A 14,718-nucleotide genomic window follows, 5' to 3' on the forward strand; every position below is an offset into this window, starting at 1 on the left:
CGGCACCTACTGCTGCTGCCGCGCGGCTGTGGTCAGGCCGAGCTGCTGGCTGCGAGTGGCGATTTCGGCGCGGTAGTCGGTGTCCGACAGATAGGTGACGTTGACCCAGGCATGCGCCATCTCGTCCACGGTGCGGTCGCCGTAGCCCACCCAGACATTCGGATCGGGGTTGGCCTTGTTGGCCGCGGTGTTGTCGTGCCAGCCGGTCACCTTGATCAGCGTGCCCTTGGGCAGCAGCGGCGCGGCGGTCTCGGCATAGACATAGGTGTTGTGCCAGTTGAAGTTGAAGTCGGCGACGTGACTGAGCACCTGGATCTGTCCGTTGGGCAGGATCGCTTCCATCGACATGGCCTTGCCGCGCAAGTGCATGTGCGGCTGGAAGCTCTCGACGCGGCCGTTCTCGCGCATCAGGAAGTAGCCGACGGTGGCCTTGACGCTGTTGGGCGGAATGTCGACGGCCGAGCCCAGCCCGGCGCTGCCGCCGGCGTTGGTGCCGCCCATCAGGTGCAGCACCTGGCGATACTTCGGCTCCTGGCCCTTCGGGTAGAAGTAGATGCCCAGTTCGACGTGATCGGTGATGTCCTCACCGCCGTTCGAGTAGTGCACGTCCCAGACGATCCGCGAGCCGGGCAGCATCAGCTTGCCGGCGCCGGGGCGCATCATCTCGCCCTGCTTGCCGACGGCCCACTCCATGAAGGTGCCGGGCAGCGGGTTGCCGTTGGCGTCGAGGGGGTTGGCGGCGAGCTCGTCGGTCTCCACCTGCTGCAGGCGCGCGATCGCATGGTGCGTAATCTTGCGGCCCTTGACCGAGCCCGGGCGCAGTTCGATGGCGCGCACCCAGCGCGGCTCGGTCAGGCCGGTTTCGACCACCGGCTTCCACCAGGCATCATTGGCGCCGGCCTTCTGGGTCCACGGCAGCGACTTGATAATCAGGTCGGGCTCGGCCTGGCCGAAGTGGCTGGCGTAGTTCCAGCCCTGTTCGCTCGGCCACTTGACCGGCGGCGGCAGGTCCTTCGGGTCGCCCTTTGGCGCGCCGGCGTCCACCCACTTCGCGATGGTCTCAATCTCCTTGTCGGAGAGCGAGCGGTCGTTCTGGAATTCCTGGATGCCGGTGGTCTTGTCGATGTGCCACGGCGGCATCTGCCGCACCTGCACGCGGTTCTTGATCGAGCGTGCCCACGGCCGCGATTCCTCGTAGGTGACGAGCGACATCGGCGCGATCGAATCGGGCCGATGACACGCTTCACACTTGTTCTGGAAGATCGGGGCGATGTCTTTGGTGAAGGTTGGCCCGGCGGCCGCCTGGGCAGCGGCAGGGACCGGCGTGGCCAGACCGAGGGCGGCCACCGCCGCGAGGACTCCGAAGGGCTTCAACAGACCGCTCATTCAGGCGCTCCTTGTGGTTCCACCGATGGGCCGGCTGGCCCGCTGGCCCTCCGGGGGCCGAACGCCGGCAATATAGCAGAAACCGCTGCTGGGGAACTAGAGTCGGATTAGGCGTACGCGCAGGTACGCCACGCCCATCATCAACACCATCAGCATGCCGCCACCGGTCAGGCCGTTCTCGCAGCGGAAGCGAACGGTCTCGCCGTCGGCGGCGTCGAACTCCACCGTGTGCCCGAACAGCGTGTTGTGCGCTTTCACGCAATGGCGGCCCGGCGCCAGTTCGCGGGTGAAGGTCTTGCCGTAGCGCAGCACGCCGTCCCATTTCTCGCCGTCGACCCACAGGTAGACGGGGCGATCCTGGATGTCTTCGGGATGATTGCGGGTAATCTCCAGTTGCACGGGCGCGGCGGTCGGCATGGTACTGTTTCCAGCATACCGCCGATGCCGCTGCTGCTCTTGGTTCTCGCCCTCGCGTGCGCGGCGTGCGCGGAGCCGCTGCCCGGGCGCCATCCCGTTGAACGGTCGCGGCTGGCCATGGGCTCGCAGTTGCGCGTGCAGGTGTGGAGCACGAGCGACGCGACTGCCGCCGCGGCCATCGACCAGGTGTTTCGCGAGTTCGACCGGCTCGAATCGCTCCTGAGCGGGTGGAATCCCGGCAGCGACGTCGTCCGCATCAACGACGCGGCCGGCGGCGAGCCGGTGGCGGTCAGCCGCGACACCATCGCGGTGCTGGAGGCGGCGGCCCAGGCCAGCGACTGGACGGGCGGCAAGTTCGACATCACCTTCGGCGCGCTCGCCGACATCTGGAAGTTCGATCACGACCAGGACAACCGCGTGCCGGACCCACAGGCCATCGCGGCGCGGCTCCCTTTCGTTGACTATCGGCTCGTGCAGGTGGACCGGGCGGCCGGCACGGCCCGGATCACGAAGACGGGTACCCGCATTCACCTGGGCGGCATCGGCAAGGGCTATGCCGTGGACCGGGCCGCGGCCATCCTGCGCGAGCGCGGCTTCGCCGACTTTCTGATCCAGAGTGGCGGCGACCTTTACGTGGCCGGCCGCAACGGCCCTACCGCGTGGACGTTGGGGATCGCCGATCCGCGGGGACCGGCCGGCCGGACGTTTGCCACGGTTGACCTCGGCGACGGCACCCTCAGCACCTCGGGGGATTACGAACGGTTCTTCATCAAGGACGGCGTCCGCTATCACCACCTGATCGATCCCGATCGCGGCACCCCGGCCACCGGCGCGCGCAGCGTGACCATTGTCACCGCCAGCGCCATGCTCGCCGACGTCCTCTCGACGGGCGTGTTCATTCTCGGCCCGGCCGAGGGCATGGCACTGGTCGAACGGCTGCCCCACGTCGAAGCCGTCATCGTGACCGCCGGCAACCAGGTGCTGGTATCGAGCGGCCTCGAGGGCCGCGTGACCCTGACCGCGCCACCCACCAGCGCGCCGTAGGCGTGGGAGCCGATGCGCCCTCGGTTGCGATCGGCTTGCCCGACCAGCCACTGGTTGCGGTACACTCTTGGCCCAATGAGCGAATCGCTAAGTTCCTCCGGCCCCGGCATGAAGCTCCACACGAAGATTCTTCTCGGCCTCGCCTTCGGCGCGACCGCCGGAATCATCGTCAACATGACCGTGGGCGCCGCCCATCCCGTCGTCGTCGCCGTGAACGACTACGTGGCCGTGCCAATCGGGCAGATCTTCCTCCGCATGCTGTTCATGGTGGTGATGCCGCTGGTGTTCGCCTCCATCGCCCTCGGCGTCTGCGGCCAGGGCGACATCCGCAAGGTCGGCCGCATCGGCGGCAAGGCGGTGGGGTACTTCCTGGTCACGACGGTGCTGGCGGCTACGTTGGGGCTGGTAATCGTCAACCTGGCGCGGCCATGGGAGCGGGTGACGCCGGAAACGCGCGCCGAGCTGATGGAACGGTTCTCGGAGGACGCGTCGGGCCGGGTCGAGGTGGCCGCCACCAGCACCTTCGGCATGCAGACGCTGATCAACATCGTGCCTCGCAATCCGCTGCAGGCCGCGGTCAACACCGACATGCTCGCCGTGATCTTCTTCGGGCTGGTGTTCGGCGCCGCGCTGACGCTGATCCCGGAGGCCAAGGCGCGGCCGATGATCTCCTGGCTCGAGGCCTTGAACGCCGTGGTGACGCAGATCATCCACTTCGCCATGATCATCGCGCCGTTCGGGGTGGCGGGCCTGATCTTCACGGTCTTGTCCCGGTTCGGCTTCGACCTGCTGGCCGCGATTGCCGCCTATGTGGCGACGGTGCTGGTGGCCCTGCTCGCCCACTCCGGCATCACCCTGTCGCTCGTCATCTTCTTCCTGATCGGCCTGTCGCCCTGGGTCTTCTTCACCCGCGTCAAGGCGGCGCTCGTGACCGCGTTTTCGACCAGTTCGAGCAGCGCGACGCTGCCGACCGCCCTCGAAGTGGTCAACACCCAGCTCGGCGTCCCGCGCACCATTGCCGGGTTCGTGCTGCCGATCGGCAGCACCATGTGCATGAATGGCACCGCCATCTTCGAGGGCATCACGGTCATTTTCCTGGCCGAGATCTTCAACGTCGACCTGACGCTGACGCAGATGGTGATCGTGATGGTCATGTCGGTGATTACCGCGATCGGCGCCGCCGGCGTGCCCGGCGGGTCCATTCCGCTGCTGGTCGGCATCCTGGTGATGTTCGGCGTCCCCGGCGAAGCCATTGCCATCGTCCTCGGAGTGGACCGCATCCTCGACATGTCGCGGACGACGGTGAACGTCTACAGCGACATGACGGCGGCGACCTGGGTGGCGCGCAACGAGGGGCTGTGGAAGCCCTCGGACGTGCCCAAGACGGCGTAACCGTAAGAAGAGTTACAGGAGGTCAGGAGCTCAGAAGTAAGTACTTTAGGTTCTCCTCCCCTCCTGAACTCCTGTGAAACTATCGAACCGGCTGCAACGGGAGCATCCGGATCTTCCTCGACTGATAATCGATGATGCGCCAGTGCGGACACTTCACGGTGTCCGCATACAGGCGCTCGCAGTCGTCACAGCGCACGCACTCGGCGACGAGGATCTTCGGTCCTTCGATCGCCCCCCACTGGCAGGTCTTCTGGCACATCTTGCAGGTGTTGCACTCGGCCCAGCGCTTGATGCGAAACACCGTCAGGTATGACATCAACCCCAGGGTGGCACCGACCGGGCACAGGAAACGGCAGTAGAGGTTGCGCACGAACAGCGTGGCCACCAGCAACAACCCCAGGCCCGTCCACATGGCGGTGGTCCCAAACAACCCGAACATCCAGAACGGCTCGACGTACTGGTAGATCAACAGGTTGTGCGTGGCCACGTAGTAGGCCAGCACGGTAACCAGCACACCGTACTTGATCAGGTTGGCGCGCTTCTCGATCGGCCGCGGCACGTCGAACCGCCACGCGTTCGGCAGGATCACGTCGAGGGTTTGCGTGAGCGCGCCGTAGGCGCAGACCCGGCCGCAATAGAGCCGGCCCCACAGGATGGTTGACACCACCGTGAACCCGAAAAACAGGTACCACGCCACGTTGTACTTCGGCACCGGCCAGTTCCAGTCCACGATGCTGAAGATGTTGGTGATGGAAATCAGGTAGCTCTTGGCGAAGCCCAGGTAGCCGATGGCGAACGCGAACGTCACCAGCTTGAGCGGCACGCTCTTGCGCGTGAAGCTGACCACGGCCAGCACCAGGAAGGCCGCCAGCAGGGCGATGTCGAGGTACTGCGGCGCGAGAATGTCGGCCCAGGTCTCGACGGCCTCATCCTCGAAGCCCCAGGGGTCGTCGGGCTGGACCATTACGGCTTGACTTGATCAGGCGTCAGGAAGGTCTTCGCCATGATCCGCGACGATTCACGAATGGCGCGCGCGGCGCCGTTCACGGTGATGGACGCGCGCGAGATGGCCGCGATGTCGCCGCCGACGCGAAACGGATCGCGAATGCTCTTGTTCTTGAATTGCGGGACGAAGTTCGGCAGGTCGATCGAGAAGTAGCCGTACGGCTCGGAGTTGTAGTCGAGCACCACGTTCTGGATCACGCCCTTGGTGTCCATGCCGACCAAAAAGTGAATGGGGCCGTGATACGCGCGCTCGTTGGGCACGAGGTCGGTGGTCCAGAAGATGAAGCCAATCGGCGGCGCCCCGGGGTTGGTCTTCGGATCGGCGCCGAACACCTTGTAGTGCAGCGGCGTGCCGCCCAGGGTCGAAAAGCCGCCGGCGTTCGGGAAGAGCGTCTTGAAATGCGGTTCCGGCCGGGGATTCGTGAAAATCCGTTTGGTTTGCGCCGCGAGGGTGACCAGTCCAGCCGTGCTGAGCATCAGAATGAGGACGCCGAATCGCTTCAAAAACACCCCTCCGTGACCTTGGCCAAGCATACAAGGAAACTGGTATCGTGGAAGCGCTATGAAGACAACGCTGACCCGACGTGAAGTGATGATGACCTTGGGCGCGCTGGCCGTAGCCATGCCGGCCCGAACCAGTGCAATGCGCTCCGCCGATGAAACCCTCAAGGGCGACATGGTGTGCGCCAGGTGCTTCCTCAAGAAGCCCGACGCCAAGGAATGCCAGGACATTCTGCTGGTCCCGAACGCGACCGGCGAGCCGACCGAGTACTACGTGACCAAGAACGACGTCGCCAAGGAATCGGGCGAGGCCTGTACCACGAAGATCCCGGCGACCATCACCGGCACGGTGTCCGAGCAAGACGGCCGCAAGTGGATCACCGCCACCAAGATCGTTAAGTAGAAGGGTGGCGGCAACCCTTCAGGGTTGCCTGGCTACTCGCGCTCGGGCCTGACCTTGCGCACCTTTTGTGTGGCTGAGCTGCGGATCGTGAAACGAAAGCCGCGGGTCCGCCGTAGACACTAATGCGTCCACCTGCCTGAGCGGGCGCAGAAGTGATGCACCTATGAACGTCCGTCTTGCCGCCGCCCAGGCACTGGGCGCGGCCTGGTTGTTGTCGACCCTCCTCCCCACGGCGTTTCCCGAAGCACAGGTGGCGGTCAGGCCGCGGGCCGCGCTGACTGCGGCGCCGCCGCTCTTCCTGCCCGGCAACGTCGACTCGAACAGTCCCCTCGTCTGGGATCTCGAAGACGGCCGGCGGCGGCTGTTCGTCATGACCTCGCACTCGGGCATTCCGAGCATTGCGTCGGGCACGGCCCTCGAGCGGCTGGGCGCGCCCACCGGAATTTCGTTGCTGCCCCATCCCGGCCACGGTGTGTGGATGGAGGCGGTGGTCACGGACGAGGTCGAGACGTGGTACGGCTTCTATCACAACGAGTGGCCCGCCAGCCGCTGCGGACGCGACGACCGGTTCGTGCCGCGCATCGGCGCGGCCAAGTCCACCGACCGCGGCCGGTCGTGGCAGAACCTGGGCTTCGTGATTCAGGCGACGCAGAGCTCCACGGCCTGCGGCTCGACCAACGGCTACCTGATTGGCGGCGTCGGCGACCTCAGCGTGATGCTCGACGCCGACAAGCAGTTCCTCTACATCTTCTACAGCCAATACCAGCAGCAGCGCGAGTCACAGGGTGTGGCGGTGGCGCGCATCCTGTGGGCCGACCGCGATCGGCCGGCGGGCAGGGTCGAGTTGTGGCGCAGCAGCCTTTGGGAGCCCAATACCGGCAGCCGCGAGTTGCTCCCCGGGCTGCCCGGCGCCATGCGGCGGCGTCTGGAATGGACCTATCCCGCGGCGACACCGCTCGTCGCCGCCACCGAGGGGTGGCATGACGGCGACGGCAGGGCCAATGCCTTCTGGGGGCCCTCGGTCCACTGGAACACGGCGCTCGAGCAGTACGTGATGCTGCTCAACCGGGCGAAAGACGAAAACTACGGGATGGAGGGCATCTATGTCTCGTTCTCGCCGACACTCGACAACCCCGCGATGTGGTCGGCGCCGCAAAGGCTGCTGAACGGCGGCAAGTGGTACCCGCAGGTGGTCGGTTCAACCCCTGGCACCGGGACAGACAAGCTGGCCGGCGCCTCGGCGCGCTTTTTCATGAGCGGGCGCTCGGATTGGGTGATTAACTTCTCCAGGTGACACTTGCCGGGAGGGTAATTCATGTCGGGAGGGCACTCCTTGCCGGGATGTTGATCCTTGTCGGGACGGTCCCGACCCACAGTGCCGTCCCGACAAGCAATGCCCTCCCGACCAGCAATGTCCTCCCGGCGGGCGCCGAGCGGCGGTCACCCACGCGAACTGAGATCGCCGCCGGCATCCATCTGTTTCGCACGGCGCCGTACGGCGACATCGGGCTCGACGGCAACGCGGTCGCCATCATTGGCAGTAACGGCGTGCTGGTGTTCGACACCAACGGCACGCCGGCGGCGGCGGCCGCGGTGCTGGCAGACATTCGCAAGCTCACCTCTCAGCCGGTCCGCTATGTCGTCAACTCCCATTGGCATTGGGACCACTGGTACGGCACCGAGGTCTACACCCAGGCCTTCCCGGATGTGACCGTCGTCGCGCACGAGAAGACGCGGGCGATGATGGCGGGGCCGGCCATCGAGTTCAACCGTCCGGGCCTCGAGTCGCAGCTCCCCGCATACCTGGCGAGCCTCGAGCAGCGCATCACGAAGGCCGAAGCGGTCACACCGGCGCCGCCGGAACTGCCCCGCCTCAAGAAGGCGCTCGAGGACGGCCGCTTCTTTCTCGAGCAGAAGACGGCGGTCCGGCACACGCTGCCGACGCTGACGTTTTCGCGGCAGCTGACGCTCCACCTCGGCGACCGCGAGGTCCAGGTGCGTCATCACGACCGCGCGGTCACGCCGGGTGATGCCTTCTTGTATTTGCCGAAAGAGCGAATCGTGATCACCGGCGACTTGCTGGTGAACCCGATCTCGTTCGCGCTCAGCTCCTATCCCACCGGCTGGCTGCGCACGCTCCAGCACATCGACGGCCTCGACGCGACGCTGATTGTGCCCGGGCACGGCGAGCCCCTGACGGACAAGGCGCTGCTGCGCGCGACCATGGGCGTGTTCCGGGAGTTGATCGCGCAGGGCGCCGCCGCCCGCGCGCGTGGCCTCGACCCCGATGCGGCCCGTGCCGAGATCCTGCCCAGCCTGCGGCCACTGATGCTGCAGATTACGGGCGATGTCCCCGCCGCGAACCGCGCGTTCGAGATCCAGCTGGTGGACTGGTTCCTGCACCGCGTCTACGACGAACTGGCCGGGCCACTGACCGACGCCATCGCGCCTATCCCACCGAAATAACAGCCACAGATTAGGCCCAGATTAGTCACCGATTGAAGGCCAGCCGCCGGCCGCGTTCGCGGCCGGCTCGAGGCCAGCCCGAACGTCCCACTCACGAGCCCGCTGAATCTGGAAGGCTCGCGAGTGGAACGTTCGGGCCGGCCTTGCGCGGCTTCGCCGCGCCGGCTGGTCTCTCCGTCGCGCTAACCTGAATCTGCGTCTAATCGGTGTTCAATCTGTGGCGGTCTTTTCTGCGCCATCGGTGGCACTGGACTAATATCTGCGTATGCGCCACGTCGCGATTGCTCTCATCTTCCTGTTCTCGGCGGCCTCTGATCTGGGTTCGCAGACCGCTCCGCTCGATCTGGTCATCCGTAACGGCCGCGTGATTGACGGCACCGGCGCGCCGGCGCGCGCAGCCGACATCGGTATCCGCGGCGGCCGCATCGTCTCGGTCGGCCGCATCACCGAGGCGGCGACGGCGACCATCGAGGCGAAGGGCCTGGTCGTGGCGCCCGGCTTCATCGATGTCCACACCCACGTGGACGAGATCGCGACGCAGCCGGCCATTCCCCACTTCGTCCGCATGGGCGTGACCACGGTCGTGGCCGGCAACTGCGGCTCGTCCGCGGCGGACGTGGCCACGGCGTTCACGACGATTGAGGCCGCGAAGCCGGCCATCAACTACGCGACGCTGATTGGCCACAACACCGTGCGGCGCGAGGCCATGGGCACGGTCAACCGGCAGGCGACCCCCGGCGAACTGAAGCGCATGGAGGCGCTCGTGGCCAAGGCCATGAAGGACGGCGCCGTGGGCTTTTCCACCGGCCTGCAGTACGTGCCGGGCACGTATGCCAACACCGAAGAGATCGTCGCGCTGGCCAAGGTCGCGGCCGCAGGCCGTGGCTTGTATGCCACCCACATGCGCAACGAGGGTACTGAACTCGAGCAGGCGGTGGCCGAATCGATCCACATCGCCGAGTCGGCGAAGTTGCCGCTGGAGATTTCGCACCTGAAGGTGGATGCGCCGAGCCGCTGGGGCGCGAGCGCGAAGGCGCTGGAGCTGATGGACGCGGCGCGGGCGCGCGGCGTGCGCGTAAACGCCGACCAGTACGTCTACGACGCCGCCAGTTCGAACCTGGGCATTCGCTTTCCCTCGTGGGTGCTCGAGGGCGGGCAGGAGAAGATCAACGAACGGCTGACGGACGAGCCGACGTGGCAGAAGATCCGCGCCGAGATGCGCGAGCTGATTCGCGAGCGCGGGCTCGAGGACTACAGCTTTGCCCGCATCGCCGAGTACCGCACCGACCGATCCCTCAACGGCCTGACTGTTCCGCAGGCCACGCAGAAGGTGCTCGGCCAGGCGGACCTGGCGACGCAGCAGGAAATGATGCGGCGGATGTTGATGGCCGGCGGCGCCTCCATGGTCTATCACTTCATGGGCGACGAGGACCTGGCGCGCATCCTGCGGCATCCCATGGTGTCGATTGCCTCCGACAGCGGCCTCAACACCTTCGGCGAGGGCGTGCCGCATCCGCGCGGCTACGGCAACGCGGTGCGGGCGCTCGGGCTCTACGTGCGCGAGAAGAAGGTGATCAGCCTGGAGGAAGCGATTCGCAAGATGACGTCCCTGCCGGCCGATCAGTTCAGCTTCACCGACCGCGGGCGCATTGCCGTGGGCAAGGCCGCCGATCTGGTGATCTTCGACGCGGCGACGGTTGGCGACGTCGCCACCTACGCTGCCCCGCACGCCTATCCATCAGGCATCGCGCACGTGATCGTCAACGGCGTCGCGGTGGTGAGTGACGGTCAGCAGACCGAGGCGCGACCTGGGCAGGTGTTGCGGCACCGGCCGTAAGGGTCGCGACTGCGCGGCTCGTGGGGCACCTGCCAACGGGCCCGAAAGGTAATTCTCCACCGCCGCGGGACTTGCCTGACGGGCAGCCTTCCGCCATAATATGGGCACCCATATGAAGACCACGATCGAGATCGCCGCACCGATCCTCCAGGACGCCAAGGAGCTGGCGCGGCGCGAGGGTGTCACCTTGCGACTGCTGGTGGAGGAAGGCCTGCGCACGGTGCTCGCGGCCCGTCACTCGCGCAAGCGGTTCCGGCTGAAGGACGCCAGCTTCAAGGGGCGGGGCGTGCAGGACGGCGTCGAAGAAGGCCGGTGGGAAGAGCTCCGCGATGCGATCTACGTGGGCCGCGGTGCATGATTGCCGTCGACACCAACCTGCTGGTTTACGCGCACCGCACCGATTCGCAGTGGCATGACGCGGCCGCGCCGCTGATCCGCTCGCTGGCCGAAGGCACCGCGCCGTGGGCCATCCCCTGGCCCTGCCTGCACAAGTTTCTCGCGATCGTGACCCACCCGCGAATCTATGCGCCCCCCACGCCGCAAGCGGCGGCAATCGCCCAGGTCCAGGCGTGGCTGGCCTCGCCGACCCATGTGTTGCTGGCGGAGGGACCTGGTTATTGGGACACGCTAACGACCACGCTCAAGTCGTCGAAGGTGACCGGCCCCCAGGTGCACGATGCGCGCGTCGCCGCGCTCTGCATCCACCATCGGGTGTCGGAGTTGTGGTCGGCCGATCGCGACTTCTCGCGCTTCCCCGCTCTCACCACGCGCAATCCGCTTGTCTGATGATGACCGCGGGCGAGCTCGTCCGCCAACAAGCTTGTCGATTTCCGACGGCGGCTGCGAGACGTTGGTGAAGACGAAATAGAAGCATTCAGCCTTTCAAGAGCAATACCTGCTACTGTTGCGCTTCAATTGGCAGACGTCAACGTCGCGCGGAGGCTGCAGGTAGGGTTCGGGCTCCCAATCCTCATGTTGATCGCGCTCAGCTTCCTGGCCTACAGGAGCGTGGAAATGTCCGCCATCGGTCGTGAGTCAGTGCGGCACACTCACGACGTCATCCAGAAGCTTTCGGACCTGTTGTCGGCCACGCAAGACATCGAGGCGGGTTATCGCGGCTTCGGGCTGGTCGGCGACCCCCTGCTGCTGGGGCCGTACCAAGCCGGCCTCTTGGCCGCGCGCGAAAACCTGTCAGCGGTCACGGCGAGCACCACCGTCCACCCGGAGCAACAGGCGTCGGTCGAGGCGTTGCGAACCCTCATTGCCCAGAAAGTCCAGTTCGGCGCCGAGGTCGTGGCACTGCGCCAGAAGGCCGGCGCCGAGGCCGCGTCGGCTCATCTGGCCAGTCGCGACACCATCCGGTCGAACGAGACCATTCGCAATCTGATCCACGACATTCGGGACTTCGAACGCCGCCTCCTCGCCGACCGCCAGACCGTTACCGATCGCGATTTCACGCAGCTCACGACGCTGCTCACGCTGGGCATCGTCGCCGCGCTGCTAACCCTGGTGATCGCCGGCTGGCTGGTCGGCCGCGATACCCTGGCACGCTGGACGAGTGAACAGGCCTTGCGGACGGCCGAGGCGCGCACGACGTTTGCGCTCAAAGCCGCCGGAGTGGGCATCTGGGACTTGAACTACACCACGGGGTCGTTGCTGTGGTCGGAGACCCTTGAGGCGCAATATGGCTTGCTGCCTGGCACGTTCGCGGGCACCTTCGAGGCGTTCATGGAGCGGGTGCATCCCGAAGATCGCGCCGACCTCGTCGGCACGGTAAATCAGGCGAGCAAGTCTGGCGCCCCGTTCACCCTGCTGTATCGAGCCATCTGGCTGGATGGCACCGTGCGCTGGCACAGCAGCGTAGGTCGCTTTGACATCGGCAAGGGCGACCCAATCCGAGCCGTCGGCATTGTGCTCGACATCACCGAACGCCGCGCGCTCGAGGTCCAGTTTCAACAGGCGCAGAAGATGGATGCGGTCGGCCAGCTGGCTGGCGGCATCGCGCACGACTTCAACAACCTGCTCACCGTCATCCTGGGCTTCAGCGAACTCGTGCTCGACGCGGGCGGGCCAGACGATCCCAACCGCCCCGACGTGCTCGAAATCCAGACGGCAGGCCGGCGCGCCCAGGGCCTGACGCGCCAGTTGCTGGCGTTCAGCCGAAAGCAAGTCATTCAACCGGCACGCCTCGACCTGAATCTCGTCGTCGGCGGCATGAGGGCCATGCTCGGACGCCTGATCAAGGGGGACGTCACCATCGTCGTCGACATCGCGCCGGGGTTGGCCTCGGTGAACGCCGACCACGGACAGGTGGAGCAGGTTCTCATGAATCTGGTCGTCAACGCCGGCGATGCCATGCCGAAGGGCGGTCGCCTGACGATCGCCACGGCCAACGTCAACCTGGACCAGCACCATTCGACTAGTCATTTTTCAGTCGTGCCGGGCCCCTATGTCTCACTGACGGTCACGGACACCGGCACGGGCATGTCGGCAGAGACGCAGTCGCGTTTGTTTGAAGCGTTCTACACGACCAAGGCCGCGGGCACCGGTACGGGACTGGGTCTGGCCACGATTCACTCCATTGTCAAGCAATGTGGTGGAAGCGTCATGGTGAAGTCGAGCGTCGGCCAGGGCACATCGGTCAGCGTGTACTTCCCGAGAATGGAGGACGTGACTGCCGGCGCCACCGAGCCGCCGGCGCCGACTCGCCAACATTGGGGGACCGAGACGGTGCTGGTGGTCGACGACTCGAGCGGCCTGCGCGACCTGACGCGCCGACTGCTGGAGCGCCAGGGATATCGGGTGCTGGTCGCTGCCGACGCCGAGGCGGCCGTCGCCCTGTTCAGCAGCGAGAAGACGATTGACGTGTTGCTGACCGACGTCGTCATGCCTGGCGGCAGCGGGCCGAAACTCGCGCAACAACTGACCACCTCGGCACCGGGCCTGAGGGTGATCTACATGTCAGGCTACACCGACGATGCGATCGTGCATCACGGCGTGCTGAAATCAGGCGTCGCGTTTCTGCACAAGCCGTTTACGTCAGATGCGCTCGGGCAGAAGCTCCGAGAGGCCATGAACCGCTAGGTTCGGGGAAGCCGCAACGGGTTCACTGCTTCGCGGTCGTCGCCGGAACCGTGTACTGAACTTCCTTCGCCTTCAGCGGCTCGGCGCCGTCACCGGCGTTCACCACGATGCGCAGGCCGACCTTCAGATCCGACTGCGCGCCCTTGCCCTTGCCGCGCTTGAACGCGGTGAGCGGGGTCACCGTGAAGACGGCGTCCTTGCCCTCGGTGGTCTTCATGGTCACCTTGTTGCCGTCGATGGCGGTGATGGTGCCCATGATCTTGTGCTCGTGACCCGGGTGCGCGAAGGTCGCTGCGGGAGCCAGCACGGCGAGAACGAGGGCGGCCACAAGGAGGTTCTTCATAGCGGTAGGGTAACAGATTTGCGGGCCAGGTCGAGCACCGCCTCGGCCGTCCAGCCGGCCGCCCGCAGGTCGCCAACGCCGGTGTCTCCGTCCGACTTGCTGAGCTTCTCAGTGGCCGATTTCATCACTAATCCGTGGTGGGCAAATCGCGGCATGGTGACGCGGCCCAGCAGGCGCGCCAATCGGATCTGCCGGCCAGTGGACGCCAGCAGGTCGATGCCGCGGATGACGTCGGTGACCTGTTGCACGTGGTCGTCCACGGTCACCGCGAACTGGTACGTCCAGTTGCCCAGCCGATCGCGCAGCAGGAGGTCGCCACACTGGGCCGACGGCTCCTGCACCTGCGGCCCGTTGATCTCGTCGAAGAACGATTCGGTTCCCGGGTCGATGCGCAGCCGCCACCCCACGTCGTCCGTAAGCGGGATGTCGCGATCGCGGCAGGTGTTCCGGTAGGGAACTTCGACTCCCGACTCCCGACTCCCGACTCCCGCCGCGAGTTCAGCCCGTGTGCACGAGCACCCGTAGACCAGCTCCCGATCGATCAGCGGCTGGATGGCCTTGCCGTAGATCGCCTCGCGCTCGCTTTGCCGCACGATCGGACCGTCGTGCCGAAAGCCCAGCCACGCCAGGTCCTCGAGGATCGCGGCCTCGTACTCCGGGCGCGAGCGCTGGCGGTCGTGATCCTCGATGCGCAGCAGGACGCGGCCGTCGCGGTCGTGCGCCGCCTGCCACACGTGCAGGGCGTTGACGACGTGGCCCAGGTGCAGGAAGCCAGTGGGGGCTGGAGCAAACCGTGTAATCACAAGCCATTGGAGGATAACCCGGCGCCGCTCGACGTCG

Annotated in this window: 15 protein-coding genes; 9 read left to right on the top strand and 6 right to left on the bottom strand. The window is 66.1% G+C overall.

What is annotated here, in order from left to right:
• Positions 1 to 6 precede the first annotated feature (6 nt).
• Complete coding sequence (locus Q8T13_14475) at positions 7 to 1,386, bottom strand: cytochrome c (protein ID MDP3718964.1); 1,380 nt, start codon at positions 1,384 to 1,386, stop codon at positions 7 to 9.
• A gap of 96 nt (positions 1,387 to 1,482) precedes the next feature.
• Positions 1,483 to 1,803 carry a hypothetical protein gene (locus Q8T13_14480; protein MDP3718965.1) on the bottom strand — a complete coding sequence of 107 codons (321 nt, stop codon included), beginning with the start codon at positions 1,801 to 1,803 and terminating at the stop codon, positions 1,483 to 1,485.
• Between the two features lie 24 nt (positions 1,804 to 1,827).
• Here Q8T13_14480 and Q8T13_14485 point away from each other — a divergent pair, with 24 nt between their 5' ends.
• Both Q8T13_14485 and Q8T13_14490 read left to right on the top strand, forming a co-directional pair.
• Complete coding sequence (locus tag Q8T13_14485) at positions 1,828 to 2,847, top strand: FAD:protein FMN transferase (protein ID MDP3718966.1); 1,020 nt, start codon at positions 1,828 to 1,830, stop codon at positions 2,845 to 2,847.
• 75 nt (positions 2,848 to 2,922) lie between these two features.
• Positions 2,923 to 4,239, top strand: coding sequence for a dicarboxylate/amino acid:cation symporter (locus Q8T13_14490; GenBank protein MDP3718967.1), 1,317 nt, complete (start codon positions 2,923 to 2,925; stop codon positions 4,237 to 4,239).
• A 79-nt stretch (positions 4,240 to 4,318) separates the two neighbouring features.
• Here Q8T13_14490 and Q8T13_14495 read toward each other — a convergent pair whose 3' ends face one another.
• On the bottom strand, positions 4,319 to 5,203 hold the full coding sequence (locus Q8T13_14495; protein ID MDP3718968.1) for a 4Fe-4S binding protein: 885 nt from the start codon (positions 5,201 to 5,203) through the stop codon (positions 4,319 to 4,321).
• Positions 5,203 to 5,754, bottom strand: coding sequence for an FMN-binding protein (locus Q8T13_14500; protein ID MDP3718969.1), 552 nt, complete (start codon positions 5,752 to 5,754; stop codon positions 5,203 to 5,205). Before Q8T13_14500 ends, Q8T13_14495 begins: the two co-directional genes overlap by 1 nt.
• A gap of 52 nt (positions 5,755 to 5,806) precedes the next feature.
• On the opposite strand from Q8T13_14500, the gene Q8T13_14505 reads away from it, so the two are divergent.
• The 7 genes from Q8T13_14505 to Q8T13_14535 all read left to right on the top strand — a co-directional run bounded on the left by Q8T13_14505 (position 5,807) and on the right by Q8T13_14535 (position 13,535).
• On the top strand, positions 5,807 to 6,148 hold the full coding sequence (locus tag Q8T13_14505) for a DUF6370 family protein (protein MDP3718970.1): 342 nt from the start codon (positions 5,807 to 5,809) through the stop codon (positions 6,146 to 6,148).
• Positions 6,149 to 6,311: 163 nt separating this feature from the next.
• Positions 6,312 to 7,442, top strand: a complete 1,131-nt coding sequence (locus Q8T13_14510) for a hypothetical protein (GenBank protein MDP3718971.1) — start codon at positions 6,312 to 6,314, stop codon at positions 7,440 to 7,442.
• Positions 7,443 to 7,489: 47 nt separating this feature from the next.
• Positions 7,490 to 8,614 (top strand): MBL fold metallo-hydrolase, encoded by a 1,125-nt coding sequence (locus Q8T13_14515; protein MDP3718972.1) that lies wholly within the window; start codon positions 7,490 to 7,492, stop codon positions 8,612 to 8,614.
• 265 nt (positions 8,615 to 8,879) lie between these two features.
• Positions 8,880 to 10,451 (top strand): D-aminoacylase, encoded by a 1,572-nt coding sequence (locus tag Q8T13_14520; GenBank protein MDP3718973.1) that lies wholly within the window; start codon positions 8,880 to 8,882, stop codon positions 10,449 to 10,451.
• A 112-nt stretch (positions 10,452 to 10,563) separates the two neighbouring features.
• Positions 10,564 to 10,809: a DUF2191 domain-containing protein gene (locus Q8T13_14525; GenBank protein MDP3718974.1), complete on the top strand. Its 246-nt coding sequence runs from the start codon at positions 10,564 to 10,566 to the stop codon at positions 10,807 to 10,809.
• Positions 10,806 to 11,237 (top strand): PIN domain-containing protein, encoded by a 432-nt coding sequence (locus tag Q8T13_14530; protein MDP3718975.1) that lies wholly within the window; start codon positions 10,806 to 10,808, stop codon positions 11,235 to 11,237. The genes Q8T13_14525 and Q8T13_14530 overlap by 4 nt, the downstream gene beginning before the upstream one ends.
• Positions 11,238 to 11,465: 228 nt before the next feature.
• A complete protein-coding gene (locus tag Q8T13_14535; protein MDP3718976.1) occupies positions 11,466 to 13,535 on the top strand; it encodes a CHASE3 domain-containing protein in 2,070 nt (689 codons plus the stop codon).
• A 22-nt stretch (positions 13,536 to 13,557) separates the two neighbouring features.
• On the opposite strand, the gene Q8T13_14540 is transcribed toward Q8T13_14535, so the two are convergent.
• On the bottom strand, positions 13,558 to 13,878 hold the full coding sequence (locus Q8T13_14540; protein MDP3718977.1) for a hypothetical protein: 321 nt from the start codon (positions 13,876 to 13,878) through the stop codon (positions 13,558 to 13,560).
• Positions 13,875 to 14,681 (bottom strand): glutamate--tRNA ligase family protein, encoded by an 807-nt coding sequence (locus tag Q8T13_14545; GenBank protein ID MDP3718978.1) that lies wholly within the window; start codon positions 14,679 to 14,681, stop codon positions 13,875 to 13,877. The genes Q8T13_14540 and Q8T13_14545 overlap by 4 nt, the downstream gene beginning before the upstream one ends.
• Between the last annotated feature and the right edge of the window lie 37 nt (positions 14,682 to 14,718).

It is taken from the genome of Acidobacteriota bacterium (genome assembly GCA_030697165.1).
In the GTDB taxonomy this organism is placed as follows: domain Bacteria; phylum Acidobacteriota; class Vicinamibacteria; order Vicinamibacterales; family UBA2999; genus 12-FULL-67-14b.

Bases quoted from the DNA above. Each gene is read 5' to 3' on its own strand.
- Q8T13_14535 (MDP3718976.1), top strand. From the start codon at position 11,466: ATGTCCGCCATCGGTCGTGAGTCAGTGCGGCACACTCACGACGTCATC.
- Q8T13_14475 (MDP3718964.1), bottom strand. From the start codon at position 1,386: ATGAGCGGTCTGTTGAAGCCCTTCGGAGTCCTCGCGGCGGTGGCCGCC.
- Q8T13_14515 (MDP3718972.1), top strand. From the start codon at position 7,490: ATGTTGATCCTTGTCGGGACGGTCCCGACCCACAGTGCCGTCCCGACA.
- Q8T13_14505 (MDP3718970.1), top strand. From the start codon at position 5,807: ATGAAGACAACGCTGACCCGACGTGAAGTGATGATGACCTTGGGCGCG.
- Q8T13_14495 (MDP3718968.1), bottom strand. From the start codon at position 5,203: ATGGTCCAGCCCGACGACCCCTGGGGCTTCGAGGATGAGGCCGTCGAG.
- Q8T13_14485 (MDP3718966.1), top strand. From the start codon at position 1,828: ATGCCGCTGCTGCTCTTGGTTCTCGCCCTCGCGTGCGCGGCGTGCGCG.
- Q8T13_14540 (MDP3718977.1), bottom strand. From the start codon at position 13,878: ATGAAGAACCTCCTTGTGGCCGCCCTCGTTCTCGCCGTGCTGGCTCCC.
- Q8T13_14520 (MDP3718973.1), top strand. From the start codon at position 8,880: ATGCGCCACGTCGCGATTGCTCTCATCTTCCTGTTCTCGGCGGCCTCT.
- Q8T13_14480 (MDP3718965.1), bottom strand. From the start codon at position 1,803: ATGCCGACCGCCGCGCCCGTGCAACTGGAGATTACCCGCAATCATCCC.
- Q8T13_14490 (MDP3718967.1), top strand. From the start codon at position 2,923: ATGAGCGAATCGCTAAGTTCCTCCGGCCCCGGCATGAAGCTCCACACG.
- Q8T13_14530 (MDP3718975.1), top strand. From the start codon at position 10,806: ATGATTGCCGTCGACACCAACCTGCTGGTTTACGCGCACCGCACCGAT.
- Q8T13_14525 (MDP3718974.1), top strand. From the start codon at position 10,564: ATGAAGACCACGATCGAGATCGCCGCACCGATCCTCCAGGACGCCAAG.
- Q8T13_14510 (MDP3718971.1), top strand. From the start codon at position 6,312: ATGAACGTCCGTCTTGCCGCCGCCCAGGCACTGGGCGCGGCCTGGTTG.